The sequence below is a fragment of the Candidatus Thioglobus autotrophicus genome, from assembly GCF_001293165.1.
Lineage (GTDB): Bacteria > Pseudomonadota > Gammaproteobacteria > PS1 > Pseudothioglobaceae > Thioglobus_A > Thioglobus_A autotrophicus.
Window position 1 is genome coordinate 1,265,128 of the sequence record NZ_CP010552.1, and the last position, 24,029, is coordinate 1,289,156.

General features: G+C 38.7%; 31 protein-coding genes. 22 read left to right on the top strand and 9 right to left on the bottom strand.

Translation table 11 applies throughout. The features are described from left to right. Positions 1-3: 3 nt before the first annotated feature. Positions 4-612 carry a hypothetical protein gene (locus SP60_RS06840; RefSeq protein ID WP_053951915.1) on the top strand — a complete coding sequence of 203 codons (609 nt, stop codon included), beginning with the start codon at positions 4-6 and terminating at the stop codon, positions 610-612. On the opposite strand, the gene moaE is transcribed toward SP60_RS06840, so the two are convergent. Then, positions 607-1,059 carry a molybdopterin synthase catalytic subunit MoaE gene (gene moaE / locus SP60_RS06845; protein WP_053951916.1) on the bottom strand — a complete coding sequence of 151 codons (453 nt, stop codon included), beginning with the start codon at positions 1,057-1,059 and terminating at the stop codon, positions 607-609. The two genes, SP60_RS06840 and moaE, sit on opposite strands and share 6 nt — an antisense overlap. A 312-nt stretch (positions 1,060-1,371) precedes the next feature. On the opposite strand from moaE, the gene SP60_RS06850 reads away from it, so the two are divergent. Further along, on the top strand, positions 1,372-1,659 hold the full coding sequence (locus SP60_RS06850) for an FAD-dependent oxidoreductase (protein ID WP_053951917.1): 288 nt from the start codon (positions 1,372-1,374) through the stop codon (positions 1,657-1,659). A gap of 102 nt (positions 1,660-1,761) precedes the next feature. Continuing rightward, the gene (locus SP60_RS06855) at positions 1,762-3,216 is read left to right on the top strand and encodes a molybdopterin oxidoreductase family protein (protein ID WP_053951918.1); all 1,455 of its coding nucleotides are present in this window, start codon (positions 1,762-1,764) and stop codon (positions 3,214-3,216) included. Here the strand turns inward: SP60_RS06855 and SP60_RS06860 are convergent. The 3 genes from SP60_RS06860 to SP60_RS06870 are packed head-to-tail and all read right to left on the bottom strand — an operon-like array spanning position 3,213 to position 5,403. Then, positions 3,213-4,250, bottom strand: coding sequence for a 4-phosphoerythronate dehydrogenase (locus tag SP60_RS06860; RefSeq protein WP_053951919.1), 1,038 nt, complete (start codon positions 4,248-4,250; stop codon positions 3,213-3,215). The two genes, SP60_RS06855 and SP60_RS06860, sit on opposite strands and share 4 nt — an antisense overlap. After that, complete coding sequence (gene ung / locus SP60_RS06865; protein ID WP_053951920.1) at positions 4,247-4,921, bottom strand: uracil-DNA glycosylase; 675 nt, start codon at positions 4,919-4,921, stop codon at positions 4,247-4,249. The genes SP60_RS06860 and ung overlap by 4 nt, the downstream gene beginning before the upstream one ends. Beyond that, the gene (locus SP60_RS06870; RefSeq protein ID WP_053951921.1) at positions 4,903-5,403 is read right to left on the bottom strand and encodes a redoxin domain-containing protein; all 501 of its coding nucleotides are present in this window, start codon (positions 5,401-5,403) and stop codon (positions 4,903-4,905) included. The genes ung and SP60_RS06870 overlap by 19 nt, the downstream gene beginning before the upstream one ends. A 181-nt stretch (positions 5,404-5,584) precedes the next feature. Between SP60_RS06870 and SP60_RS06875 the strand changes: the two genes are divergently transcribed. Then, positions 5,585-6,310 carry a Crp/Fnr family transcriptional regulator gene (locus SP60_RS06875; protein ID WP_053951922.1) on the top strand — a complete coding sequence of 242 codons (726 nt, stop codon included), beginning with the start codon at positions 5,585-5,587 and terminating at the stop codon, positions 6,308-6,310. 1 nt (position 6,311) lies between these two features. Here SP60_RS06875 and SP60_RS06880 read toward each other — a convergent pair whose 3' ends face one another. Further along, the gene (locus SP60_RS06880) at positions 6,312-6,779 is read right to left on the bottom strand and encodes a tetratricopeptide repeat protein (protein ID WP_158403352.1); all 468 of its coding nucleotides are present in this window, start codon (positions 6,777-6,779) and stop codon (positions 6,312-6,314) included. Between the two features lie 87 nt (positions 6,780-6,866). Continuing rightward, positions 6,867-8,327, bottom strand: coding sequence for a multiheme c-type cytochrome (locus SP60_RS06885; RefSeq protein ID WP_144418605.1), 1,461 nt, complete (start codon positions 8,325-8,327; stop codon positions 6,867-6,869). A 369-nt stretch (positions 8,328-8,696) separates the two neighbouring features. Between SP60_RS06885 and SP60_RS06890 the strand changes: the two genes are divergently transcribed. The 10 genes from SP60_RS06890 (at position 8,697) to SP60_RS06935 (ending at position 16,388) form a co-directional block, all read left to right on the top strand. Then, positions 8,697-8,951: a chaperone NapD gene (locus SP60_RS06890; RefSeq protein ID WP_053951925.1), complete on the top strand. Its 255-nt coding sequence runs from the start codon at positions 8,697-8,699 to the stop codon at positions 8,949-8,951. Positions 8,952-8,962: 11 nt separating this feature from the next. Next, positions 8,963-9,799 (top strand): ferredoxin-type protein NapG, encoded by an 837-nt coding sequence (napG, locus tag SP60_RS06895; RefSeq protein WP_082319684.1) that lies wholly within the window; start codon positions 8,963-8,965, stop codon positions 9,797-9,799. Then, positions 9,796-10,656, top strand: coding sequence for a quinol dehydrogenase ferredoxin subunit NapH (napH, locus tag SP60_RS06900; RefSeq protein WP_053951926.1), 861 nt, complete (start codon positions 9,796-9,798; stop codon positions 10,654-10,656). Before napG ends, napH begins: the two co-directional genes overlap by 4 nt. Before the next feature lie 102 nt (positions 10,657-10,758). Further along, the gene (napA, locus tag SP60_RS06905; protein ID WP_053951927.1) at positions 10,759-13,302 is read left to right on the top strand and encodes a nitrate reductase catalytic subunit NapA; all 2,544 of its coding nucleotides are present in this window, start codon (positions 10,759-10,761) and stop codon (positions 13,300-13,302) included. A gap of 12 nt (positions 13,303-13,314) precedes the next feature. Next, positions 13,315-13,917: a nitrate reductase cytochrome c-type subunit gene (locus SP60_RS06910; protein ID WP_053951928.1), complete on the top strand. Its 603-nt coding sequence runs from the start codon at positions 13,315-13,317 to the stop codon at positions 13,915-13,917. A gap of 16 nt (positions 13,918-13,933) precedes the next feature. Then, complete coding sequence (gene napF, locus SP60_RS06915; RefSeq protein WP_053951929.1) at positions 13,934-14,401, top strand: ferredoxin-type protein NapF; 468 nt, start codon at positions 13,934-13,936, stop codon at positions 14,399-14,401. 27 nt (positions 14,402-14,428) lie between these two features. After that, positions 14,429-14,863, top strand: a complete 435-nt coding sequence (locus SP60_RS06920) for a thiosulfate oxidation carrier protein SoxY (RefSeq protein WP_053951930.1) — start codon at positions 14,429-14,431, stop codon at positions 14,861-14,863. Positions 14,864-14,884: 21 nt separating this feature from the next. Continuing rightward, positions 14,885-15,193 carry a thiosulfate oxidation carrier complex protein SoxZ gene (gene soxZ, locus SP60_RS06925; protein WP_053951931.1) on the top strand — a complete coding sequence of 103 codons (309 nt, stop codon included), beginning with the start codon at positions 14,885-14,887 and terminating at the stop codon, positions 15,191-15,193. A 94-nt stretch (positions 15,194-15,287) separates the two neighbouring features. Beyond that, a complete protein-coding gene (locus SP60_RS06930) occupies positions 15,288-15,755 on the top strand; it encodes a hypothetical protein (protein WP_053951932.1) in 468 nt (155 codons plus the stop codon). Between the two features lie 9 nt (positions 15,756-15,764). After that, positions 15,765-16,388, top strand: coding sequence for a c-type cytochrome (locus tag SP60_RS06935; RefSeq protein WP_053951933.1), 624 nt, complete (start codon positions 15,765-15,767; stop codon positions 16,386-16,388). A 5-nt stretch (positions 16,389-16,393) separates the two neighbouring features. Here the strand turns inward: SP60_RS06935 and SP60_RS06940 are convergent, their stop codons facing one another. Further along, positions 16,394-16,864 carry a DUF302 domain-containing protein gene (locus SP60_RS06940; protein WP_053951934.1) on the bottom strand — a complete coding sequence of 157 codons (471 nt, stop codon included), beginning with the start codon at positions 16,862-16,864 and terminating at the stop codon, positions 16,394-16,396. Between the two features lie 273 nt (positions 16,865-17,137). Between SP60_RS06940 and SP60_RS06945 the strand changes: the two genes are divergently transcribed. From SP60_RS06945 to SP60_RS06955, 3 genes are all read left to right on the top strand, one after another. Then, a complete protein-coding gene (locus tag SP60_RS06945) occupies positions 17,138-17,728 on the top strand; it encodes a c-type cytochrome (RefSeq protein ID WP_233487252.1) in 591 nt (196 codons plus the stop codon). A gap of 12 nt (positions 17,729-17,740) precedes the next feature. Then, the gene (locus SP60_RS06950) at positions 17,741-19,039 is read left to right on the top strand and encodes an NAD(P)/FAD-dependent oxidoreductase (protein ID WP_053951935.1); all 1,299 of its coding nucleotides are present in this window, start codon (positions 17,741-17,743) and stop codon (positions 19,037-19,039) included. Positions 19,040-19,212: 173 nt separating this feature from the next. After that, a complete protein-coding gene (locus SP60_RS06955) occupies positions 19,213-19,950 on the top strand; it encodes a Crp/Fnr family transcriptional regulator (protein WP_053951936.1) in 738 nt (245 codons plus the stop codon). Here the strand turns inward: SP60_RS06955 and SP60_RS06960 are convergent. Both SP60_RS06960 and SP60_RS08520 read right to left on the bottom strand, forming a co-directional pair. After that, positions 19,947-20,447 (bottom strand): toxin-antitoxin system YwqK family antitoxin, encoded by a 501-nt coding sequence (locus SP60_RS06960; protein ID WP_053951937.1) that lies wholly within the window; start codon positions 20,445-20,447, stop codon positions 19,947-19,949. The two genes, SP60_RS06955 and SP60_RS06960, sit on opposite strands and share 4 nt — an antisense overlap. A gap of 66 nt (positions 20,448-20,513) precedes the next feature. Further along, the gene (locus tag SP60_RS08520) at positions 20,514-20,618 is read right to left on the bottom strand and encodes a twin-arginine translocase TatA/TatE family subunit (protein ID WP_144418607.1); all 105 of its coding nucleotides are present in this window, start codon (positions 20,616-20,618) and stop codon (positions 20,514-20,516) included. 160 nt (positions 20,619-20,778) lie between these two features. Here SP60_RS08520 and SP60_RS06965 point away from each other — a divergent pair, with 160 nt between their 5' ends. From SP60_RS06965 to SP60_RS06985, 5 genes are read left to right on the top strand one after another with little or no spacing between them, the layout of a single operon-like run. Continuing rightward, positions 20,779-21,429 carry a thiopurine S-methyltransferase gene (locus SP60_RS06965; RefSeq protein WP_053951938.1) on the top strand — a complete coding sequence of 217 codons (651 nt, stop codon included), beginning with the start codon at positions 20,779-20,781 and terminating at the stop codon, positions 21,427-21,429. A gap of 9 nt (positions 21,430-21,438) precedes the next feature. Further along, entirely contained in the window at positions 21,439-21,783 is a 345-nt protein-coding gene (locus tag SP60_RS06970; RefSeq protein WP_053951939.1) for a cold-shock protein, read from the top strand. Continuing rightward, positions 21,784-22,389 carry a transglycosylase SLT domain-containing protein gene (locus tag SP60_RS06975; protein ID WP_053951940.1) on the top strand — a complete coding sequence of 202 codons (606 nt, stop codon included), beginning with the start codon at positions 21,784-21,786 and terminating at the stop codon, positions 22,387-22,389. Continuing rightward, the gene (locus SP60_RS06980) at positions 22,389-22,691 is read left to right on the top strand and encodes a Rieske (2Fe-2S) protein (protein ID WP_082319660.1); all 303 of its coding nucleotides are present in this window, start codon (positions 22,389-22,391) and stop codon (positions 22,689-22,691) included. The genes SP60_RS06975 and SP60_RS06980 overlap by 1 nt, the downstream gene beginning before the upstream one ends. A gap of 2 nt (positions 22,692-22,693) precedes the next feature. After that, a complete protein-coding gene (locus SP60_RS06985) occupies positions 22,694-23,764 on the top strand; it encodes an anthranilate phosphoribosyltransferase (RefSeq protein WP_053951942.1) in 1,071 nt (356 codons plus the stop codon). The last annotated feature ends 265 nt before the right edge of the window (positions 23,765-24,029 follow it).

Below are 24,029 nucleotides of genomic sequence, written 5' to 3' on the forward strand. Positions count from 1 at the left end.
TTGATGATGGATATTGAAGTTTTTAACAAAGTTTTATTTTTTTGGTTTATTTTTTATATAACGCCTGGCCCAGTGTGGTTGGCTGTGATGGTAACAACCGCAAAGAAAAGCAGCCGACAAATTATCGGTTTCTTTCTAAGTGTTTTTTTAGCGGTTAATCTCATCGTTCAAGCCCCTCAAGCCTTTATAAGTGTTGTTTTTATCGATACGGTGATGAGATTATTTGGAGAAATTGGCTTTATTTTTTACTTTTTAGGCGGCGCTTATATTTTTTATTTAGCAATAAAGGCGCTTAAAGCTCATCAAGCAGAATCAACTCTGCAGTTGAGTTTTGGAAACTTGATGTTGATTATGTTGTTATCGCCCAAGATTTGGATATTATTTCCTTCTGGCGCACTGATTGCTAATCAACTGGGTTTGGGTTTAATGGCCAATGCCAGTATTTATGCACTAACAATGTTTATCATCTCTAGCGTGTTCTTCTTCTTTTATGTGATGGTTGGAAAAGTGGGTCAAAAAATATTAAAAGACAATTTTGCATATTTGGTGTTTTTGCTATTGAGCGGGTTTGCAATATTTTTATTATTTGAGGGTGTTCAGGCGATTTTATAATGCCCATTTATCCATTTGATCGGTATCGCTATCTTTAGCCTCAACCCATTTAGACTGCTCATTAGTCTGTTCTTTTTTCCAAAAAGGCGCCTGAGTTTTTAAATAATCCATGATAAATTCACAAGCCTCAAAAGCAGCTTTTCGATGTTTGCTGGTAGTAACAACCAACACAATCTGATCATTAATGGATAGCTTTCCAACGCGATGAATAATGGTTGTGTTGCCAAGAGGCCAGCGCTTTTGGGCTTGCTCTGCAATCGTGTTTAGGGCTTTTTCTGTCATACCTGGATAATGCTCCAAGGTCATGGATTGAATGCTTGAATGCTCAAGATCTCGCACCGTACCAACAAAGCTAACCACGGCGCCAATATCACTATCATTAGCTCTAGCAAGTGTTACTTCAGTGGTTAGATCAAAGTCAGATTTTTGGACAATAATTTTGTTCATATTTTTATTATAGGGGTATGTCGCTTGATCGTTTATCCTTTTTTATTAGTTTATTCTAATATTCTGAATAAAATTTGGTATAATTGACATCAGTTAATTCCCAAAGACGGGAACAGCAACAAACACAGACGTTTATTTTTTAAATCTATTTGATAGGTTTTAAAATAAGCGTTTTTTTTTTTGCCAATTTTAAAGATGAAGTTGGTCCCAAGGTATTGAAGCCGGATATTGTCTAAGCATTTTGCTAACGACAATATCCGGCTTTTTTTTGGCTTAACGCCAGTGATTAATTAACACATAGAAGGATATAGAATGAAAAATTTAGTGATAGTTGGCTCAGGAATGAGTGCGATGAAAGTAGTGGACGAAGTATTAAAAATAGATCCCTTAATGTATCACATTACCATTGTTGGTGCAGAAACGGTATTGCCATACAATAGGATTATGTTGTCACCGGTTTTAGCGGGAGAGAAAGAATTTGACGACATTAAAACTCATGATGATAATTATTTTGCTCAAAACAACATTGTTTTTAAGCCAGGTTGTGAAGTGACAATGGTTGATAGAAGATCCAAATTCAAATTTTTTAAAGACTTATAAGCCGAAGAATCCTGAATCTAAATTAAGCAAATATAAAGCTTTTATTGCGCTTTCTATGTTGTTAAATCTTTTCTTATTATTGTTAGTTATTAGATAAAAAATATGAGCTTTAAAACAACTTGTCCTTATTGTGGCGTTGGTTGCGGTATTGAAATTAGCCGCACAGGATCAAGCCTAAAATTAATCGGAGATAAAGACTCGCCTGTTAATCAGGGCATGCTCTGCATTAAAGGCCAAACCTTGTTAGAAACTGTGGGTAGCGACGATGATAGACTCCTAGTGCCATCAACTGGTAGTTGGTCGAGTGCTATTAAGCGTATTAGCGAGGCGTTTAAAAACACCCCAAAAGATTCGATCGCGTTGTACCTCTCTGGTCAAATGCTGATGGAGGACTTATATGTGGCCAAAAAATTTGCCCATGCTTATGGCATTAAAAATCTAGAGAGTAATTCCAGGTTATGTATGTATTCTACGGTGGCTGCTAACAATCGAGCTTATGGCAGCGATATTGTGCCGGTGTCGTATGATGATATTTATCAAGCTGAAACAGTTTTTATTATTGGTAGTAATACCGCAGATTGCCACCCGATTGTGTTTAATCATATTAAGAAATCTAAGGCTTTTGTGGTGTGCGTGGATGTGTACAAAAGTACCACTGCCAAACGCTCTGATTTGTTTATTCAGGTTGAGCCAGGCCAAGATATGGTATTGATTGATGATTTGGTCAATCAGTCTTGGTTTAAGGATAAAAAAACTTTAAGTGTTTATTCTCAAGGGCTAACCCAATCAACTGACGCCACCGATAAGGTCAACGCGTTGATCAATGCTCATATTAAAACAGGTAATATCAACAAACCAGGCTGCGGCGTTTTGTCACTTACAGGGCAATGTAACGCCATGGGTGGGCGTGAAATTGGCATTAAAACTCAAGACTTAACCGCGACTGAATTTTTCTCTACAGATCAAATTAAAACCCTTTGGGTAATGGCAACCAACCCAGCTCATAGCATGATAAATTACCGACAATTTGAAACACTAATTGTTTCAGATTTTACAAAAACTCTAACCACGCAAGACGCAGACATTGTCTTACCAGCTTGTAGCTGGAGTGAGCAAACAGGTCATCAGAAAAATTCTGAGCGTCGATATTTAGAGCAAAATGCATTTTTACCACCAGCGGGTGAGTCAAAGCCCGATTGGGAGATTATCTGCCTAGTAGCGAAAGAGCTAGGTTTAGAAGGTTTTGATTATGCGCATGCTGATGAAATTTGGGCAGAAATGGACATTGATCAAACTTGGACGTCTAATATCCAGGTAAGAGAAGTGCCTGTTGAAATCAACACCCCCGAAAGAGAATACGGCTCGTCGATTAATAATGGGCGTTTATTGGCGCAATGGCACGGAATGAGCAGAACAGGTAAAAGCGAAACGCTTAATAAAATGACTCAAGAGAATTCTGCAATGGTGTCAATACATCACATCACCAATACTGAGCTGTTTAAAGATAAGGAAGTTGAGCTAGACAAGTACTCCAAACAGCCTTGCTTTAAAGGCTAGACAATTGGCAGAGGTGTTTTGCTACGGTAATGTGGCCATTCGTAGCGAATTGGATAATTTCGGCGATAAATTTCAAAATTTTCAATATTTTTAATGGCTATTGTGTCTTGTTTAAAATCGTAAATCTCGTTAAGAGAATCGAGTAAATTATCACTTTTTAGCATTAAAACACCAGGATTTATGAGGTTTTTGATGTTTTCTTGCTGTTTTTCGCCAAAAAATTCACATAAAGCTTCATAAACCATAAAACTTCCCATAAATTTGGCATCAACAGAGTGTCCAGCGATGTGTGGTGAGGCTAAATAGGCGGTTTTTTGTAAGTTTTGGTTAATATTTGGCTCATTTTCCCAACAATCGATCACATTTTCAAGCGTTTGCGTTTTTTCCCAAATTTTTTCATCGATGACACCGCCACGCGCGGCGTTAAAAAGGATGGTTTGCTCGTTAATATGGTGAAAATTAGCCTGATTAAGTAGTTTATAGCTTGGATATTGCCCGTCAAACGTCAAAGGCGTATGAAAAGTGACAATATCAGCGCTGAGTGCGATGTCAAGATCAACAAAATTTCCCAAATTTTCATTATGCTGACGAATCGGGTCATTCAGTAAGGTTTTAATGCCTAAAAGATCTGCTTTTGCCGCTAGACGCGAACCCACATTACCCACACCGATTATTCCCAAGGTTTTTTGTTGATAATTAAATTTGTGCTTTTCAGCTAAGTTAATAATCGTACTAATAACAAATTCCGCCACCGCCATCGAGTTACAGCCTTGGGCGGAGAAAAACTCAATGTCATTGTTTTTAAGATAGTCCTGATCAACATGATCAAGCCCTGCTACGGTTGAGCCGACAAATTTAATCGAGCTGCCTTCGAGTAAGGCTTGGTTGACTTGGGTGCGCGAACGCACGATTAATACATCGCAATCTTTGACAGATTTAGCGTTAATATCACGTCCAGCCATTGTAATAACTTTCCCAAATTGAGAAAAAATTTCATCATAGGCGTAGCAAGCGTCGTCAATAATAAGCTTCATGGTTGCCAATTAATTTGTTGTAAATGGTTTATTTTAAGGTAGTCATTAGTCTTAGAGAAATGTTTACAACCAAAAAAACCTTTATAAGCAGAAAAAGGTGACGGATGTGAGGCGACTAATACTAGGTGTTTATCGCTATCGATCAGCTCGGATTTTTGTTGTGCGTGCGCACCCCAAAGCAAAAACACCAAGTTTTGCTTGTGATCGCTGAGTTGTTGAATCACGGCTTCGGTGAAATCAATCCAAGGGGTTTTTGCATGTGATCCTGGGGAGTTTTTCTCAACGGTGAGTGCACTATTAAGCAGTAGTACGCCTTGAGATGCCCAACGCTCTAAATTGCCACTAGCATTAGGCGTAATGCCCAAATCCAACTCTAACTCTTTGTAGATGTTGAGCAGCGAAGGCGGTATTTTTATACCATCGGGCACCGAAAAGCTGAGTCCGTGCGCCTGATGTTCGTTATGATAAGGGTCTTGCCCAAGGATAACTACCTGAGTTTTGGCAAAGCTACTGAGCTCAAACGCTTTAAAAATTTGTGCCTCAGGTGGAAAAATACTGATTTTTTTATCTTTTTGATATTGCAAGAATTCTTCAAGTCTTTGAAAAGATTCTTGTTGAAATAAAGGGTCTAAATACTCAGACCAATCATTGTTTAAAGTCCTGCCCACCATAGCCTTAAACGATAGCCTAGTGTAGTGACATAGCCCACTTCAACAAACTGAATTCTGCCTTTGGTGTTTACAAAAAAACTACTGGGCGTGCCTTTAACGCCAAATAGTTTGGCAATCGAGCCGGATTGGTCGTTAATAATATTGTCGAGCTGCATATTGTTTTCTTCAGCATGTGCTTGAATCTCTAAATCACTGCCTGACTGAATAGCAATATTTAGCACTTTATAGTCTTTTGAAATGGCTTGAATGTTGTCATTTTCTAGATTGCACACAGGGCACCAAGTGGCCCAAAAGTGAATTAACACCCCTTGATCTGGTAGTGGATTGGAGCTCATGACTTCGCCACTTAGCGTTTGTGAGCTAAAGCTCGGTACTAAGCCAATAGTTAAATCTTGTTGTTGATAGGCGCGGATAATAAAAATGGCTAAAATAACCATCATAAATTGCATGAGGGTTTTTCGATTTGGTCGTTTAATGTTCATTTTTAAATTATATCCTAAGCACTCAATCTATAAGTTTTTACCCTTGTTTGTTTTTTAGAATGTGTCGCCTTATAAAAAAAGTTTGACCAAAATCAAGAATTATTAACATAGGTTGTTTTTTATTTAAACAGTGAATCATATAATGTGCTTGTCAAATTAATTTAATACCTGGGGGTTTGAAATGATTTCTGCAAAAAATTACCACAATAAATACTATAAGTTTTTGGAAAAGACGTCTATATTTAAAGATATAGATACGAACGATCTGGTCGATTTTCTTGAGACGATTAAAATTAAGCAATATCGCAAAGGGGAGATGGTCACCTTTGATTCGCAAGAGCATGCCAAGTGTTATATTGTATTTGATGGCTTGTTCAAACTTACCAGAGTAGATGAGAGAGGTGATGAAATAGTCATCGCTCTGGTGGATAAAAAAGATATTGTGTCGCCAATGCATTATTCTAAGCATTATGACATTTGTGCAGAATTCGTTAAAAATACCACCTTGATTTATTTTAATAAAGATGAAATTGAGAGATTTACAGAGAAAAGCCATCAATTCTCTACCAACATCATTACTTATTTGGCAGGCAATGTGCAGAAATTGATGGTTAATGCCGAGGTGTTGCAATTGAAATCTGCCAAGGAGAAAGTGGGCTGGTATTTGGCGCACAGCAAAATTAACAACACATTTAGATTGCCTTATTCAAAAAGCCTGATTGCCTCTTATTTGGGGATAAAGCCCGAGTCTTTTTCAAGAGCGTTAGTTTTATTAAAAGAAGAAGGTATCAGTCTTGCCAACAAGACTATTAATCTTGAAAGTGGTGATGAGCTGTGTAAATATTGCGACAAAGTGACAGGATCAAATTGCCGCTCTTTTGAGTCTGAAGGTTGTGCACACGCCTAGTTTAATTCGTTTTCCCGGCTTTAGCCGCTCTGGCTAACACAGCTTGCTTTTTGTCAATATATTCAACAATTTTACTTGCATGCTCGAGTGTTGGTTTTAGGGCTAAAGCCTGCTGTGCCATTGCTTTGGATGCTTCGTAAAATCCAAGATGCAGATAGGCAACAGACATAGATGTAAAGACCTTTGGATCTGTTGGCTCTAATAGCGCCGCCTCTTGATAATAACCGATTGCCTCCTGGTTTTTGTTTTGCCCAATATATAAATTGGCTAATTCTACATAAGCTTGCTTACTGGGAGAATTTGCAATTATATTTTTGAGCTTTTGTTCAGACTCTTTGAATTTATTATCTTGCATTATTTGACCTACCTGTTGCAAAATTTTGCTTGAATCTGGTAATTTTGCCAGGGCAGGGTAGTTTAAAGCAGTGATACAAAATAGTAGTAATGTGATTAGTTTTTTTGATTTCATTTTCTTATCCATATAAAAAATAGTAAAAAAATACCCCTGTCAAGTTGCCTTGTCAGGGGTATTTAAGTTAAAACTTATGAGGCCTTGTTATTTTTCAAATTGAGCCTTAAAGTCTGCAGTCGCCTTCTTGCGAATCTCCTGCTGTTTGGCGCTCATCTTGCCCAGGTACCATTTATGGTTATCCGAGTTGAGCACTTCATCAATGGTTGCCTGTAAAAGCGCAGCAGATGCTTGTTTCTTCTCAGATGTAGAGCGCATACCTTTTTCAACTAGGTACTCTAATTCTGGAATGAACTTAGCATAGAAATGCTTAGCAACTTCATAAGTACCATGCCAATGAGTGATATCAGGACCCATCATTGCAGCACCATGACGAGCTCGACGACCTTCGTGATGCCAGATTTCAAACCAAATAAAGTCAATCTTATTAGAGAATTTAACTGGCTTCATCAATGGTTTAGCGGCCTTCATTAACTTAATACCAGGCTTGGCAAACTTTTCATTGTACAAGTTAACCAATCCATCATATTGTGCATAGAAGTTTTCAATATAGTCTTCTGAGTGACAAGCGGAACAAACATCTTGCATGTTGTCTCGACGAGTTTCCCAATCGACGTGTTGACCAGGTAGACCCATTTTCTTATCAGACACTTCAGGACGAATAGATACTGGTGGGCGATTGTTCCAAGAGATGCGCATACCTACATCATGTGTCACATCTTGATCTTTAGTCGCACCCATATGACAAGTTGAGCAAGTTGGGGCGGTGTAGTAATCTTCACCAGGAACCCACTTGGACTTATCCATACCTAATTGACCTTTTTGAGAAGCATATTGAATACCATGCTTAGACTCATTGTAGATTTCGATATGTGGATGATCAGGGCCCATATGACACTTACCACAGGTTTCAGGTGCACGTGCTTGCTCTACCGAGAAGCTATGACGAGAATGACAAGCTGTGCAAGCGCCTTCTGAGCCATCAGGGTTGATTCTACCAATACCTGTGTTTGGCCATGTTGCAGGATCTAGCGCACCATCTTCTAGCACCTTTACCTGTGAACCGTGACACTGCCAACAGCCATTAACGGCAGCAGCAGAATTACCATCAGGGAATCCTTCTGTTACAAAGCCACTATTACCCTCCACAACCTCTGCTAATAAATTATCTAGCGATCCTAGAATTCGACCTGCTTTAGCATGGTGTGAATCTTCAGTTTGTTTAACTTCGTGAGCGTGGCAATTTGCACAATCACGTGGGGATACGATAATGGAGATTAGTTTTTTATCGCCTTTCTTACCATGCAAGAAAGCATCTTTATCTCCAGGATCAGCAGCGTGACATTCGTAACAGCCTACTTTAGCACGATGATGTTTGCTGTCCCCCCATTGCTGGACGATGCCGTTATTGTTCTTTTTATGGCAAGTGGCACATTGCTTACTAGTCTCTGACATTTGAGCGGGCGGCTCAGTAACTGACGAAAACGCCGAGCTACTTAAAAACATCAAAGATAAAAAGAAAATTAAACTTTTTATAATTGCTTTCATTGCATTTCTCCTGTAGATTTTTATAACAAAATAGTGGTTTTCCATGCAATCTTAACTTATTTAAAAAAATATAAAAACAACTTAGGTTATCAAAATAAAACTATTTTTTATTAAGATAACATAGGTCAAGAAAAACGTTAAAAATTATAAAAAATTAACCTATATTATTGAAATTAAAGGGAATTTTATTAGAATGCAATTGTGCCTTCTGTATATCATTCTCCCAATATAGTAGCTAACAGGAGGCACACCTTCTTTGCCATTCCAATACCGTGAATTAACTAAAAACAATCTATGTTGTTGTTAATTTGGGGTGTCTTTTTTATAATGTCAGTCTATATTTAAAATTGGTATTGGGTGGTCTTAACAATGGAGCAGACTAAGGATAGTATTGATATTTGTGGTGTTTTAGTGCACACAAGTAAAGGTAAGGAAGAAGAGGTAAAAAATGCGCTCAGCATAATAGAAGGCGTCGAAGTGCATCATACAACACAAGATTCACGATTACTAGTCACCATTGAGCTCCAAGGTAGAAAACAAATTATGGATACCATGGGCAGTTTTAACGATATACCTTATGTAATTTCTACTGTATTAACTTACCAACACTCAGAAGAAGTGTAGGCTTGGGCGGTATGGCTATTTCTCGTCGAGAGTTTTTCATAAATTCTGCAAAATTAGCCACCACATCAGCCCTGATTGCAACCGGGCTCATCAGTTATTCAAAATATGCGTATGCAATTCCAGCAACTGCCATACGCCCGCCTGGCGCCTTAAAAGAAAAAGAGTTTATTTCAGCTTGTATTCGTTGCGGGTTGTGTGTCAATGATTGCCCATTTCCAACCTTATCGTTAGCAACTGAAAAAGACAATATAGCAATTGGCACTCCTTTCTTTACTGCGCGTAAAGCAGGATGCGAGATGTGCGACGATATTCCTTGCGTTAAGGCTTGCCCAACAGGTGCATTGGATAAAAGTCTAACGGATATTAATGATGCAAAAATGGGGCTTGCACGCATTGTCGACACCAAAGGCTGTATTGCTTATCAAGGGTTAAGATGCGAGGTGTGTTTTAATATTTGCCCACTTCAGGGTAAAGCGATCACTGTAGAAATGCGACATAATGACCGCAGTGGTAAGCATGCGCTCTTTGTTCCAATGGTTAATTATGAGCATTGCACCGGTTGCGGAAAGTGTGAAGAGGCTTGTATTATGGAAGAAGCAGTTATCAAAGTATTGCCGACTCATTTAGCCATGGGTAAGCGTCAAGCGCATTACAAAATTGGCTGGGAGGAAAAGCAAAAATCTGGTGGATCTCTGGTGTCCCCAGATATTGAGCATCAATACAATCTTCCTAAAGGTAAAAAATATGACTTGCAAGGCGAAGGTTTGACAGATGTCAATACTTCTTTAGATAATGCACTGGATGCCTTGAACAATCTTAACCCGTTGTTTGATATTAAGAAAAAATGAAGAAAGTTAATATTTGCAAGGTAGTGGGTAAAGATGCCAAAGTCTCAAGAGGATGGCTAAGTAGTCACAAATATCTAATCCTTCGCCGCCTATCGCAATTGTCTATTTTGGGGTTATTTTTATTAGGCCCATGGTTTGGCATTTGGATTGTCAAAGGCAACCTTTCTTCGAGCCTTACTTTGGATACACTGCCACTAACCGATCCCTTTGTTTTATTACAATCTGTATTTGCAGGGCATTCAATCGCCACTGATGCGCTCATTGGTGCCTTGATTATTTTGGTGTTTTATTTATTAATTGGTGGGCGAGTTTTTTGCTCTTGGGTGTGCCCGGTAAATATCATAACGGACTCGGCATCCTGGCTTAGATGTAGACTTGGCATTAAGACCAATAGTGGCGGCGTTTCCAGAAAAACGCGCTATTGGCTATTGGCCACTATTATGCTTGTATCCTTAATAACCGGATCCATTGTTTGGGAGTTGATAAACCCGGTTTCGATGCTGCACCGCGGTATTATTTTTGGCATGAGTTTTGGCTGGTTTTTAATTGTATTGTTGTTTTTATTTGATGTGTTTGTGGTTAAAAATGGCTGGTGCTCGCGGATATGTCCAATGGGAGCTTTTTATTCACTATTGGGTAAATTTTCAATACTAAGGGTAAATGCATCCCGTAGAGATGCGTGCACAGATTGCTTGGAATGCTTTATCGTCTGCCCTGAATCACAAGTTATTAACCCGGCATTAAAGGGTACAAAATCTCCCATTGTACTGGATAGTAATTGTACAAATTGCGGCAGATGTATTGATATTTGTGAGCCAAAAGTCTTTAGTTACTCCTCTCGAATAAAGAGAAATTAGTACAAAACAACCTATGTTAATGAAATAAAACGTTGAAGCGTTTAAAGTTGTTAGTTCATTTTAATAGCTAATTTATTTCAATAAAATTTACGAGGAGAAGAGATGGCCATCACAAGAAGAGAGTTCATTAAAAATAGTGCAATTAGCGCAACAGCTGCAACAGCTGGCGTAACCTTGCCAGGTATTGCCTTATCAAATTACAACGAAAGTGTTGACGGTATTAAGTGGGATAAAATTCCCTGTCGTTTTTGTGGCACTGGTTGTTCCGTTTTAGTAGGTACTAAAAATGGCAAAATGGTGGCCTCACAGGGTGATCCAGATGCACCAGTAAATAAAGGTCTTAACTGTGTTAAGGGTTATTTCTTATCAAAAATTATGTATGGTAAGGATCGACTTACTCAGCCTCTTCTTCGTAAGAAAAATGGTAAATATGATAAAAATGGTGATTTCACTCCAGTATCTTGGGATGAAGCATTTGACATCATGGAAGAAAAATGGAAGACCGCCCTTAATGTATCTAAAGAAGAAAATAAAGGTAAGCCTGCTGACAAGCTAACCTCTCGTGTTGGTATGTTTGGCTCAGGACAGTGGACTGTTTGGGAGGGTTACGCAGCAAGTAAATTATTCAAAGCTGGCTTTAGATCAAATAATATCGATCCTAATGCTCGTCATTGTATGGCATCAGCAGTGGGCGCTTTTATTCGCGCCTTTGGTTCGGATGAGCCAATGGGTTGTTATGATGACTTCGAGCATGGCGATGCATTTGTGCTTTGGGGTTCGAATATGGCAGAGATGCATCCAATTTTATGGTCTCGTATTTCTGATACTCGCCTCACCAAGAAAGACTCAGAGGTTCATGTGTTGTCAACATACGAGCATCGTTCATTTGAGTTAGCAGATAATGGCATGATCATGAATCCGCAGTCAGATTTAGCGATTCTTAACTACATTGCAAATTACATTGTTGAAAATAAGGCTTATAACAAAGATTTTTTAAGAAAGCATGTTAATTTCAACAAAACTCCAACTGATATTGGTTATGGATTGAGAAATGAACACCCACTGCAAAAAAATGCTAAAAATCCTAATAAAGGCAAACTGACTAAAATTAGTTGGGAAGAGTACAAAGAATCACTTAAGCCTTATACTTTAGAAAAAGCAGTTGAGATTTCAGGTGTTCCAGCAGAAAAATTAGAGCGTTTGGCTAAGCTTTATGCTGATCCAGATAAAAAAATCGTATCACTATGGACAATGGGCTTTAACCAGCATACTCGTGGTGTTTGGGTAAATGGTCTAATGTACAACGTACACCTATTAACCGGTAAGATTTCTGAGCCTGGCAATGGTCCATTCTCACTAACTGGCCAACCTTCAGCTTGTGGTACTGCTCGTGAGGTAGGTACATTTGCTCACCGTCTACCTGCAGATTATGTCATCATGAAAAAATCACACCGTGATTTTGCTGAGAAAATTTGGAAGCTGCCAGAAGGCACAATTCCTGGTAAGAAAGGCTTGCACGCGGTTGCACAAAGTAGAGCGCTTAAAGATGGCAAGTTGAATGTTTACTGGGTAATGTGTAATAACAACATGCAAGCCGGCCCTAATATCAACGATGAAATGCTACCTGGTTGGAGAAATCCAGATAACTTTGTTGTAGTGTCAGACCCGTATCCAACAGTATCCGCACAAGCGGCTGATCTTATTTTGCCAACAGCAATGTGGGCAGAAAAAGAAGGTGCATACGGTAATGCTGAAAGACGCACACAATTCTGGCGCCAGCAAGTTCAGGCACCAGGTAAAGCAAAATCTGATTTATGGCAGTTGGTTGAATTCTCCAAGAGATTTACAACGGACGACGCTTGGACAGATGAGTTGCTAGCTAAAAACCCAGAATATAAAGGTAAAAATTTATACGATGTACTGTTTGCCAATGGTCAAGTTGATAAATTTGATAAGCAAGATATTACCGATGATCGTGGTAACAAATACGATAACAATGAAATGGATGATTTTGGCTACTACATTCAAAAAGGATTGTTTGAAGAGTATCGCAGGTTCCAGCTTGAAGGGCCTAAAAAAGGCCATGAGCAGGCAGACTTCGATGTGTATCACAAGGCTAGAGGTTTGCGCTGGCCAGTGGTCAACGGCAAAGAAACGCTATGGCGTTACCGTGAAGGCTATGATCCATATGTTAAATCTGGTGAAGATGTTAGTTTTTATGGGAATAAAGATGGCAAGGCCAATATTATTACCGCACCATACGAGCCACCTGCAGAAGTGCCAGATGAAGAATTTGACTTATGGATGTCAACCGGACGTGTACTTGAGCACTGGCATTCAGGCTCCATGACAAGACGTGTACCGGAGTTGTATCGCGCAGTGCCAGATGCGGTCATTTACATGCATCCAGATGATGCTAAATCACGTGGTTTAAGACGTGGTAAAAACGCTAAAGTTGTTTCTTCACGTGGTGAAATTGTTGCCATGATTGAAACCAAAGGCCGTAACAAGCCACCTAAGGGTTTGGTATTTGTACCGTGGTTCGATGCATCGCGCTTAGTTAATAAACTAATACTGGATGCGACTGATCCACTTTCTAAAGAAACGGACTACAAAAAGACGCCCGTTAAAATTGTTAAGGTATAGGAGGAGATGAGCATGAAAACTAAAATATTAGCACTAACAATTGCATCAGTTTTTACACTAGGATCTCAGGCTAATTTCTTTGGCAGTGGCCATAACTGGAATAATCCATTTTCAACAGTCATTGAAAATATTAAAGAGGTGGCTGAAGAGGTTAAAGAGGTTGCAACTGATACGGTAGATTCGGTTAAAGATGCTACAGAGGTGGTGGTTGATACAGTCACTGATGTGGCTAGTTCAGCAGCCGATGTTGTTGACGTTGCTTCTCTTCGTGGTACTCATGTACTGGATGATTTGTCAATTGCACCAGATAAAATTAAGTGGATTAAGAAAAATGTTGAGTTTGAAAGAAATTATGATGATCAGCCGCCACTAATTCCACACAAAACGGATGGCATGACAATAAATCTTAAAAAGAATAAATGTTTGAGTTGCCATAGTGATGAGAATTATAAAGAAGAAGATTCACCAAAAATGTCAAGCACACACTTCTTTACTCGTGATGAAACACGCTTACCTGAAATGTCGCCAAGACGCTATTTTTGCCTACAGTGTCATGTTCCTCAGGCTAAGTTAGATCCTTTAGTTGACAGTAACTTTGTTAACTTAGATGAGTAGCATTTGAGTGAGTGTCATGACCAGAGCCCAACTCCTGCGAGGGGGGTGGGGCTCAAATAAGAAATCTGTTGTTAGGCCGCCATGGGCTAAGGACGAGGCTTTGTTTACAGATTTGTGTAATCGGTGTGGTGCTTGTATAGACGCATGTCCTGAGAAGATTATCACAACAGGATCTGGAAAGTTTCCAGTGATTGATTTTAGTAAAGGTGGCTGTAGCTTTTGCAAAAAATGTGTGACATCTTGTCAGTATGACGCTTTTAGTAAGGTCGATGCACCTTGGAATTTGACGGCCAATATTAAAGACAGTTGTCTGTCTAAAATTGGCGTGGTTTGCCAGTCATGCTCTGAGGTGTGCGAGCACGGAGCTATTGAATTTAGCCTGCAAATGGGAGGTGTGCCACAAATCGCAATGGACACCAGCCATTGTAATGGTTGTGGTGAGTGTGTTTCAGTTTGCCCAAAGAGCGCCATACAATTAAATTAAATATATTTTATAAAAGGAGAAAATAAAATGAATAGAAGAGCTGCTATAAAAATGTTAATGGGTGGTGCAGTTGCGCTATCTGGAATATTGCCGTTAAGTGCAATTGCCAACTTCATGGGTAATTTAAAAGCCGATGATGCAATCAGTAAAATTACCGGTGGAAAGCACACAGCCTCAGCTGATTTAAAGCTTAAAACCCCAAAGTTGGCTGAGAATGGATCACAAGTCCCAGTAACAGTTGATGCAACTGCATTAACAGGTGTTAAAAGTGTTTTTTTGATTGTTCATGAAAATCTTAAGCCGGTGGCTATGCGTGTAGATTTTGAATCTGCAGATGTTGCTGCTTTTGCCAGTTTCAGAGTGAAGATGGGCAAGCCTACTAAAGTTACGGCCATTGCGCATACTGCAAACGGCTTTGTAACGGCTAATGGCATTACTAAAGTTACCAAAGGTGGCTGTTAATCTAATTAAGGAGAATTTATCATGGCAAAAAAAATTAAAGCAAGAGCAAAAATGAAAAGCGGCCTTATTGAGGTTAAATATAAAATTACACACCCAATGGAAACTGGACGAAGAAAAGACAAGGCGGGAAATATTGTTGCTGAAGAATACATTAATCACATCACGATTTTAAAAAATGGTAAAGAGATGTTAAGACTATCTCCTAACTCTACAGTATCTGCAAATCCGTACTTATTTGTTAAATTAAATGGCGCTAAAGGTGATGAAATTACCTTGTCATGGGTGAGTAATACTGGTGAAAAAAATTCATCCACAACCAAAGTTAAATAACCAGTTAAATTATGTTTACTAATAAACCCTTACTGATTAATATTGGTAAGGGTTTATTAGTATCTGGATGAATATAAAAAAAAGGGGGAGTAGCATGAATACCATTATTAAAATTGGCATTATTCTAGGTGGAGGTGTTGGTGCTTATGGCATGGGGTCTTTTATGTACAACATGGGCCATGATATGACTAACATGACAAAATCTGTTGGGCAAATGACTCAAGACGTCCACTCTATGGCAAGGAACATGAATGGCATGGCTGGAAACATGATGCAAATGGCTCAAAGCATGGTGGAAGGCCAAAAGAAAATGGGTGATGATTTTTCAAATGTTGCTAAAGATATGAATGTTATGACAAGATCGATGGCCTCAATGGGTAATGATATGCATAAGATGGGTGGTCAAATTGCACAAATGAATGACAATATTAAAAACATGAATGGATCAATGGCTCAAATGAGTAACGATATGTCAATTATGAATGGATCGATGTCAGGTATGCGTTACGATATTAATAAATTTACCAAACCTGAAAATATCATGATGCCTTGGCTGAGATAGGAGTTGAATATGAATAACAAAACCTCACTAAAAATAACTGCATTATTTTTAACACTCACATTCCAAGTGCAGGCATCTGATCCTGTTAATGGGCAAATTATTGCCGCTAAGTCATGCGATCGATGCCATGGGGAGTTTGGCATTAGTGATGATACTGATACGCCTCATTTGGCATCACAAAGTGTTAACTATATCGTTAAGCAGTTAAAAGATTACAAGAGCAAGGCTCGCAAAGATAAGAATATGTACAAGCGTGCTAAAAAGTTAAACAATAAGCAAATGCTCGATGTTGGCGCTTGGTATGAATCTCAATTGTTACCTGAACAAAATCCTACTCTAAGGGAGGCAATTAAAACACCTGCACTAATAAATAAAGGTGACACCAATCGCGGTATTCCGCCGTGTGATTTGTGTCATGGAAAAGATGGAAAAACTTCAATTGGATCAACGCCAGTGTTGGCAGGTCAGCAGTTTGGTTATTTACTTTCTACTATGGAGTATTTTGCAGACGGGTCTCGAAACAATGATCCAGGCGGCGCTGTGCAAAGCATTATTAGGAAGTTATCAGATGTTGAGATACAAGCGTTGGCAAAATATTATTCACATTTAGGTGGAACCGAGGTTGAGGAGTAAAACCCCTACCAAGTGACATTCTCTATTAAAGATTGAATGAGCTTATTAGCTTTAATAGTGGGCGCTTCTGATTGTTGATCTAGTGGCTTTAGCTTTGTATACACCAGATGAGTTTGCTTAGAATTGTTACTTAGTGTGTATAGCGCAATTTTAAAAGGACAAGCTGAAATATTTAAATGATTAGCCAGTACCAATTGATGAGATATGCTGGCAGAGCAAAATTCAATAATTTCTGCCTGGTGATAAATTTCTTTTGCATTCGATATACTGTCTTTGGTGCGATTCAACATGTCACTCGCATGATATATTTTAGAGATATTAAGCGCTCTTTGTTCAATGCCATCAATCAGATTACTGCGAATATCTTCATAGGTGTTGTCAACAGACGTACTGATAACCGTATTAGCCCATGTAGTATTTGAAAAATAAATACCAGTAATGAGTAATAAAAGTTTTGCCGTTATATTTGTTTTCAAGGATTTATAAGGTTGGTTGTTAGGGGCTTCCTTAGTTTTTTATATCACTATGGGAGAGAGGGTTTAAAAGAAAGGAAGCTTGAAAAAATATTATAGGTCAAATTTATTTCTAACGAAATAACCTATGTTATTTGTTTACATTAAACAACCTTATAGAATTAAACCTAATAATAAATTTGTTAAGCAAGTCTATACTGTTTTTTTATTATTTAAGTGAGGGGGCTCTGCTGGTTAGTAGTAGGGGTTAATTTAATATAAACAACATGGAGTTTTATGATGAAAGATACAATCATTAAATCTACACTACTAGTTGCCACATTGGCGTTAGGTTCGTATGCCCAAGCTGCGCCATCTGGCCAAGCTTTAGGCTACACATGTGCAGGTTGTCATGGTACCAATGGTGCCAGTACAGGTAATGCTATTCCATCTATCGCAGGTTTATCTGAAACCTACATGGTAGAAACAATGAATGCATATAAGTCAGGTGATAAAGCTTCTACCATTATGGGTAGAATCGCTAAAGGTTATTCTGAAGAAGATATTGAAAATATGGCAGGTTTTTTTGCTGAGCAAGAGGTACACAAAAACACTAACCAATCTTTCGATGCAGCCAAAGCCAATGCAGGGCAGGCGTTACACGAGAAATATTGTGATAAGTGTCATACTGAAGGCGGTACTGTAGCAGATGATGATGCAGGTCAATTATCGGGTAATGCTAAGCTATTTATGCAATATTCATTGGCTGATTTCCATGATGGATCGCGCGACATGGAAAAGAAAATGGCTAAAAAAATGAAGAGAATGATGAAGAAAGATTCGGATGCATTCGATAAGCTTGTCAATTACTACACAAGTGGTCAATAGAGGAGAATACTGATGAGTAAACAAAATAGAAGAAGTTTTTTAAAGACATTAGGTCTGGGTGCGACAGCTGCAACTGCAGCAACATATGCGCCATTTGCAATTGGCGGCTCTAGCAAGAAAGTGGTTGTGATTGGTGGTGGTATGGGTGGTGCAGTTGCCGCAAAATACATTCGTATGATGGATAAGTCTGTTGAAGTTACGTTAATTGAAGCAAACGAAAATTACTTTACCTGCTTTGGCAGTAATGAAGTATTAAGTGGTGAGCGCACCATGGATTCAATTAAGTTTGGCTATGACGGTCTTAAGGGTCATGGCGTTAACGTAGTAATTGACAAAGTTATTGATATTGATGCAAGCGGAAGACGCGTTAAGACAGCAAGCGGTCGTAGCTTTAATTATGATCGTTGTATCGTCTCTCCTGGTGTCTCTTTCAGATACGACAAAATTGATGGCTATGATGAAAGTGTGGCAAATACCAAGATTACACATGCTTGGAAAGCGGGTCCACAGACAGCTTTATTGCGTGATCAAATCCAATCAATGAGAAAGGGTGGAACAGTCATCATTTCTGCGCCACCTAATCCATTCCGTTGTCCTCCAGGGCCTTATGAGCGTACCGCACAAATTGCTCATTACTTGAAGCATAACAACCCTACAGCTAAAATTTTAGTTTTGGATGATAAGGAAAAATTCTCAAAGTTTGGATTATTTACTGCTGGCTGGAAAAAGCATTACGGCTATGGCACGGACAACTCTATGATTGAATGGGTGAAAGGCTCTGCTGGTGGTAAGATTGAATCAGTTGATGTTGCTGGTATGACATTATCGGGTGAAGTTGACGACTATAAAGGTGATGTAATTAATATTATCCCTGCTCAAAAAGCAGGGCATATTGCTCATGTTACTGGCTTAACTAATGATTCTGGCTGGTGCCCTATTGAAGGCAAAACTTTCGAATCAACCATTCACAAAAATATCCATGTGATTGGTGATTCAGCTATTCAGTCTCCACTACCTAAGTCTGGCTACGCAGCCAACTCAGAAGGCAAAGTGTGTGCAGCAGCAGTGGTTGCAATGCTAAATGGTGATAAAATTCCAGATCCTTCATACGTTAACACTTGTTACTCAGTTATTGCGCCAGGCGACGGCATTTCTGTTGCGATGGTTTATAACTATGCAAATGGAAAAATTAACAAGGTTAAAGGCTCTGGTGGTTTAACACCAGGCAAGTTTGATGCCAAAGCTCGTGCAAGAGAGCAGCAAAATGGCTATTCATGGTTTGATAATATCACCAATGATACATTTGGCTAAATAACGTCAAGTTTTAAAAAAACTTAATAAGTCCGTACTCATGTAAGGACTTTTTTTATGTTTTTTTTAAATTTTATGTTTTTTCCTTTTTTTTACCTATAATCTTAATTTTATGGGTTTTGTTGACCTATTATATGATAATATAGTAATATTGAAAATTTGAGGAGAAAAGCATGTCTTGTGGGGGTAGTGATAAAAATAAAGTAAACTGCATGGAATGTGGCATACGAAAGGACTCGCTGTTTAAAGATTTGGATGATGAAGAGATCGTGCTAGCAGAGTCACACATTGATTTACAAAGGCAGTGTAAGCCAGGTGAGTATGTTATCAGTGAGCAGCATCAGGCAAAATCAAGCTACATTCTTGCTTCAGGCTGTGTAATTTTAGGCACTTATTTGGAAGATGGCTCTCGGCAAATATTCCAATTGGCTTTGCCTGGCGATGTGATTGGCTTTGGTGTTAATAAAGACAATGGGTATTTTGCACAAGCCATTTCCGATGTAAAAGTATGTGTTATGAGTAACACCTCTTTGGACAATTTGGTGAAAAATCATAGTGCTGTTGCTATGCGCTTGATTGAAAACCTTGCTAAAAGTAACTCCTCTTATCAGCAATATTTATTAAGCCTAGGTCGTAAAGACGCCAGACAAGCGCTAGCCTATCTAATAATGGATGTTACAGAGCGACTTAAGAAGCAAGTCCCTGGGTGTTCACTTGACAAGTCAGAAGGTTGTTTTTTTCCACTAAACCAAGAGGCGATGGCTGATACTTTAGGGATTACAAAGGTGCATGTTTCTCGTGTGATATCTCAATTCAAAAAAGAAGGCTTGATTGAGTGTAGTCATAAAAAACTAAAAGTGTTAAATCAAGAAAAACTTGGTGAAATAGGTAACTACGCCGCTAGTATTTAATTTATTTCTTTATTGTTTTTAAAGTTTTTTTCTGCCCATATTTTTCCTGATTTATCCCACCAGGTAGATTGCCCGTCTAGTTGGTTGTTTTTGTAATGGTAGCGCTTCATTTTTTTACCATTGGAAAAAAACCAAGTTTTTGGTCCGTTTAAGGCGCCATATTGATAGCTTATCTCAATTTTCTTGTGACCATTTTTTCGCCAAAAAGTGCTAACTCCGTGCTCAACGCCGTTGTCGAAGTTGGCTATAAAATCTTTGTTGCCATTAGGTAGGTAGAATATTGATTGCCCTTGTTCTTTGCCGTCTTTGTAGTTAGACTTTCTAATAATTTGCCCATTTTTGTGTTTACTGATTACTTTCCCGGTGAACACCTTCGAGCTGCCTTTTTTATAAATTGTGCCATTAATACTGATGGTATCACTTGCGTCCAAAGTGGCATCTGAACAGGAGGCTGTAAAAAATAGTAACAGGCAAGCAATGACAAGGTTTTTAATCATTACTAGACTTTATTTTCAGCGATAGACTTAGACTCTCCTGTCTTTACTTCTTCTTTCATTGATTTTTTAAATGCTACCTAAATCGGTGTCAATATTTTTTAGACGTTTTCCGCCAAAAAGTAATAACACAATTGCTAAAATAATAACGAGTTCAAATGGTCCAGGCACCATGCTTTATCCTTATAATTATGATTAAATTTACCTAATTTTAACAAGTTAAAATACTACTGTGTCGCCTATTTGACAAGGCTTTGCTATTGTTAACATAGGTTAATTATTATTTGTATTTTTAGTTAAAATATTGACTTGATATTTCATTATTAATAAGTATATGACGAATTGGATTCAACGTTGGAATGAGGGAGAAATTGGCTGGCATCGAGAGGTGCCAAACTCAAAATTAATAGAGTTTATTGACCATCTTCAACTAAAAGCTACTGACACGGTATTTGTTCCATTGTGTGGTAAGAGTGTAGATATGTTGTATTTACTAGAGCAGGGTTATCAAGTGATTGGTGTTGAGCTGAGTACGATAGCTGTTGAACAATTTTTCTCAGAAAACTCAATTCCATTTGAGGTTTTTCAAGAGCCTGATTTTGTTGTTTACCAGTCAGATAAGTTGCGTATTTATTGTGGTGACTATTTTAAATTAAACGCAAAACATTTAGCGTCAGTTGTGGCGGTGTATGATCGGGCGGCTTTAATCGCACTACCGACGGGGTTAAGGGTGAAATATGCACAACATTTATACGCTATAATAGCTAAAGGTTGCCGGGTGTTATTATTAACCTTAAATTATCCGCAATCACAAATCAGTGGCCCGCCTTTTGCTGTGAATCAAGAGGAGGTGTTGTCACTGTATGAGAATGGGTTCGAATGTCAACTATTGCAATGTTTTAATGACCTAGAAAATGAGCCCAAGTTTCAACGTGAAAACGTTGATTTTATTGAAAAAGCAACTTATTGTTTGCGTAAATATTAAGAGGAAAAAATGGCTAAAAAAATAAAAGGCGTTGTCGCGCAGTTTGGTACTAAAGGATATGGATTTATTACCGGTGATGATGATGAAAAGTATTTTGTTCATCAGAAAAATATCTTTAATAAATCTCGCCTAAAGGCGGGCACAAGAGTTGTATTTGGTGCTGAGGAGTCTGAAAAGGGTTTAGTGGCTACCAATGTTGAACTTGAAGATGGCTCGAAAATGGCAAGTTTAGGAAGATCGTCAAAGGCGTCTTCAGGTTCATCGAACGGCGCTATTAAGACTGCATTAGCTATCTTGTTTATCGCCCAAGCTGCGGTGATTTACAAAGTATTTTTCACCAGTGTTGCGGGCTAAATGAAAAAGATTCTATTATTGATGTTGTTATCGCTTTCTTTAGGTGGCTGTCTTTCAACGCCTGCGGTAACGGTTAATAATATCTGTACGTTAATGGATGAAGAGGTGAGTTGGTATCGTTCTGTTAAAGCGGCGGAGAAAAAATACGGCGCACCAGCGCACGTGGCTTTGGCGATTATGTATCAAGAATCTCATTTTGCTTCGGATGCCAAACCGCCAAGAGAAAAACTCTTTGGCGTTGTGCCATGGTTTAGACCGACAACGGCTTACGGCTTTGCTCAAGTAACGGATGATACTTGGGAATGGTATCAGCTGAAAACGGGCAATCATAGTGCAGATCGCGATGATTTTGATGATGCGGCGGATTTTGTGGGTTGGTACATTGTGCAATCGTCAAAACGTTTTGGTATTGCTAAATCTGATACCTACAACCAATATTTGGCGTATCACGAAGGTCATGGCGGTTTTAAGAGTAAGACTTACAACAAAAAACCTTGGCTGAAAAAAGTAGCCCGTAAGGTCGATGACAATGCACAGCGTTACAAGCGCCAACTTAACCAATGTTCTTCTGAGCTAAATAGTAATAGTATCTGGAGTTTGTTTTAATGGCTGATTGGCATAAGGCGCTTAGCCACCCACCCAAAGAAGGTACGATGGTTGAGGTTGAAATTCAAGGTCAAAAGTTATTTGTCACCCTGAATAACGGCCAATTATATTGCGCTGAAAATCGCTGTCCTCATGAAGATATCGAGCTCACGCTAGGGTGTCTAAAAGGCAATCGAGTCAAGTGCTCTTTACATGGCTATAGTTTTGATTTGGCTACTGGCGATAGCTCAGAAGAAGATGTGGATAATATGCAAACTTACCCCGTCAAGCAAGAGAATAACGAAATTTATATCGAGGTTTAATCATGAGTACCGACTCACAAGCATTAATGAAATCTATTATTCAGCGTGTGGCCACTGGCCCAGACTTGAGTAAAAATATCGACTTTGAAGAAGCTAGAGACGGCATGCAGGCGATTTTGCGCGGTGAAATTGACGATGTTCAATCGGCCATCTATTTAATTGCGCTACGTATGAAGCGCGAAACTATGGATGAAAATACTGGTATTTTGGCCGGAATTTTGGCGCAGAGCGATAAGCAATCTGTTGATGTGGATGAGTTGGTAGACTTAGGCGACCCTTATAGTGGTTATAACCGTTCGATCCCTATTTCGTCTTTTTTGCCACCAGTTTTAGCTGAGCTAGGCTTGCCAACTGTGATCCATGGTTTGGATAGTGTATCGCCAAAATTTGGTTTAACGCATCGCCATATTAATGAAGCGCTAGGGCTGAGTGTTGATCATTCAACAGCAGAGGCTAAAGCTCGATTAGAAGATCCAAGTATTGGTTGGTCTTATATTGATCAAGCCAGCTACTGTAGTGGTTTGCATGATATGGTTGGGCTGCGTAATCGAGTTATTAAGCGTACGGTTATTAATACAGTAGAAACTTTGATTGGCCCGTTGCGCGCTAAGAAAACACATTCTATTTTGGGTTATGTGCACAAGCCTTATCCGCCAATCTATGCAGAATTAGTTAAATCTTCTGGCATGGATAGCGCCCTCTTAGTGCGTGGTGTTGAAGGCGGCGTTATTCCGTCTTTGCGTCAAAAAGGACTAATGGTATCGTATGCAGGAAATATTGAGCAAAATCGAGTAGATATTGAGCCTGCCTCATTGGGCATTGAGCAAGACATGCGTGCAATTTCATTTCCACCTGAGATGGATGTGCATAGCGATATTCCAGCTTTGGCGCAATATACGGTGAAATTGGGTAAGGCAGCTTTAGCTGGAGAAAAGGGCATGTTTTATGATGGCTTGGTATTGAGTGCTTCACTTGTACTTTGGCATACTAAAAAAGCAACAACTCTAGTTGAAGCGGCAGATATGGTTAGGTCTGTTTTAGATTCGAAAAAAGCATTAGCGCGACTTCAATAGTTCATTAATTAATTTTTTCAGCAATTTTTATCCTTAAAATCTAGTTTTTTAGGGTGTCTGCTGTTATTTTTTTATCAATATTGGTAGTTTCTGATATTTTTCCAGTGATCGTAAATTTATCTAGGTTCAAGAAAAAGTCAGCTAAATAATTTCAATCATTTAGGTTTTTTATTTTTTCCTGAATTATGTTTTATGTTGACTTAAAAACACATAATAAAACTTTCTACATATTAACGGTTGAAATTATCCCAGTTAGGCGTAAGAT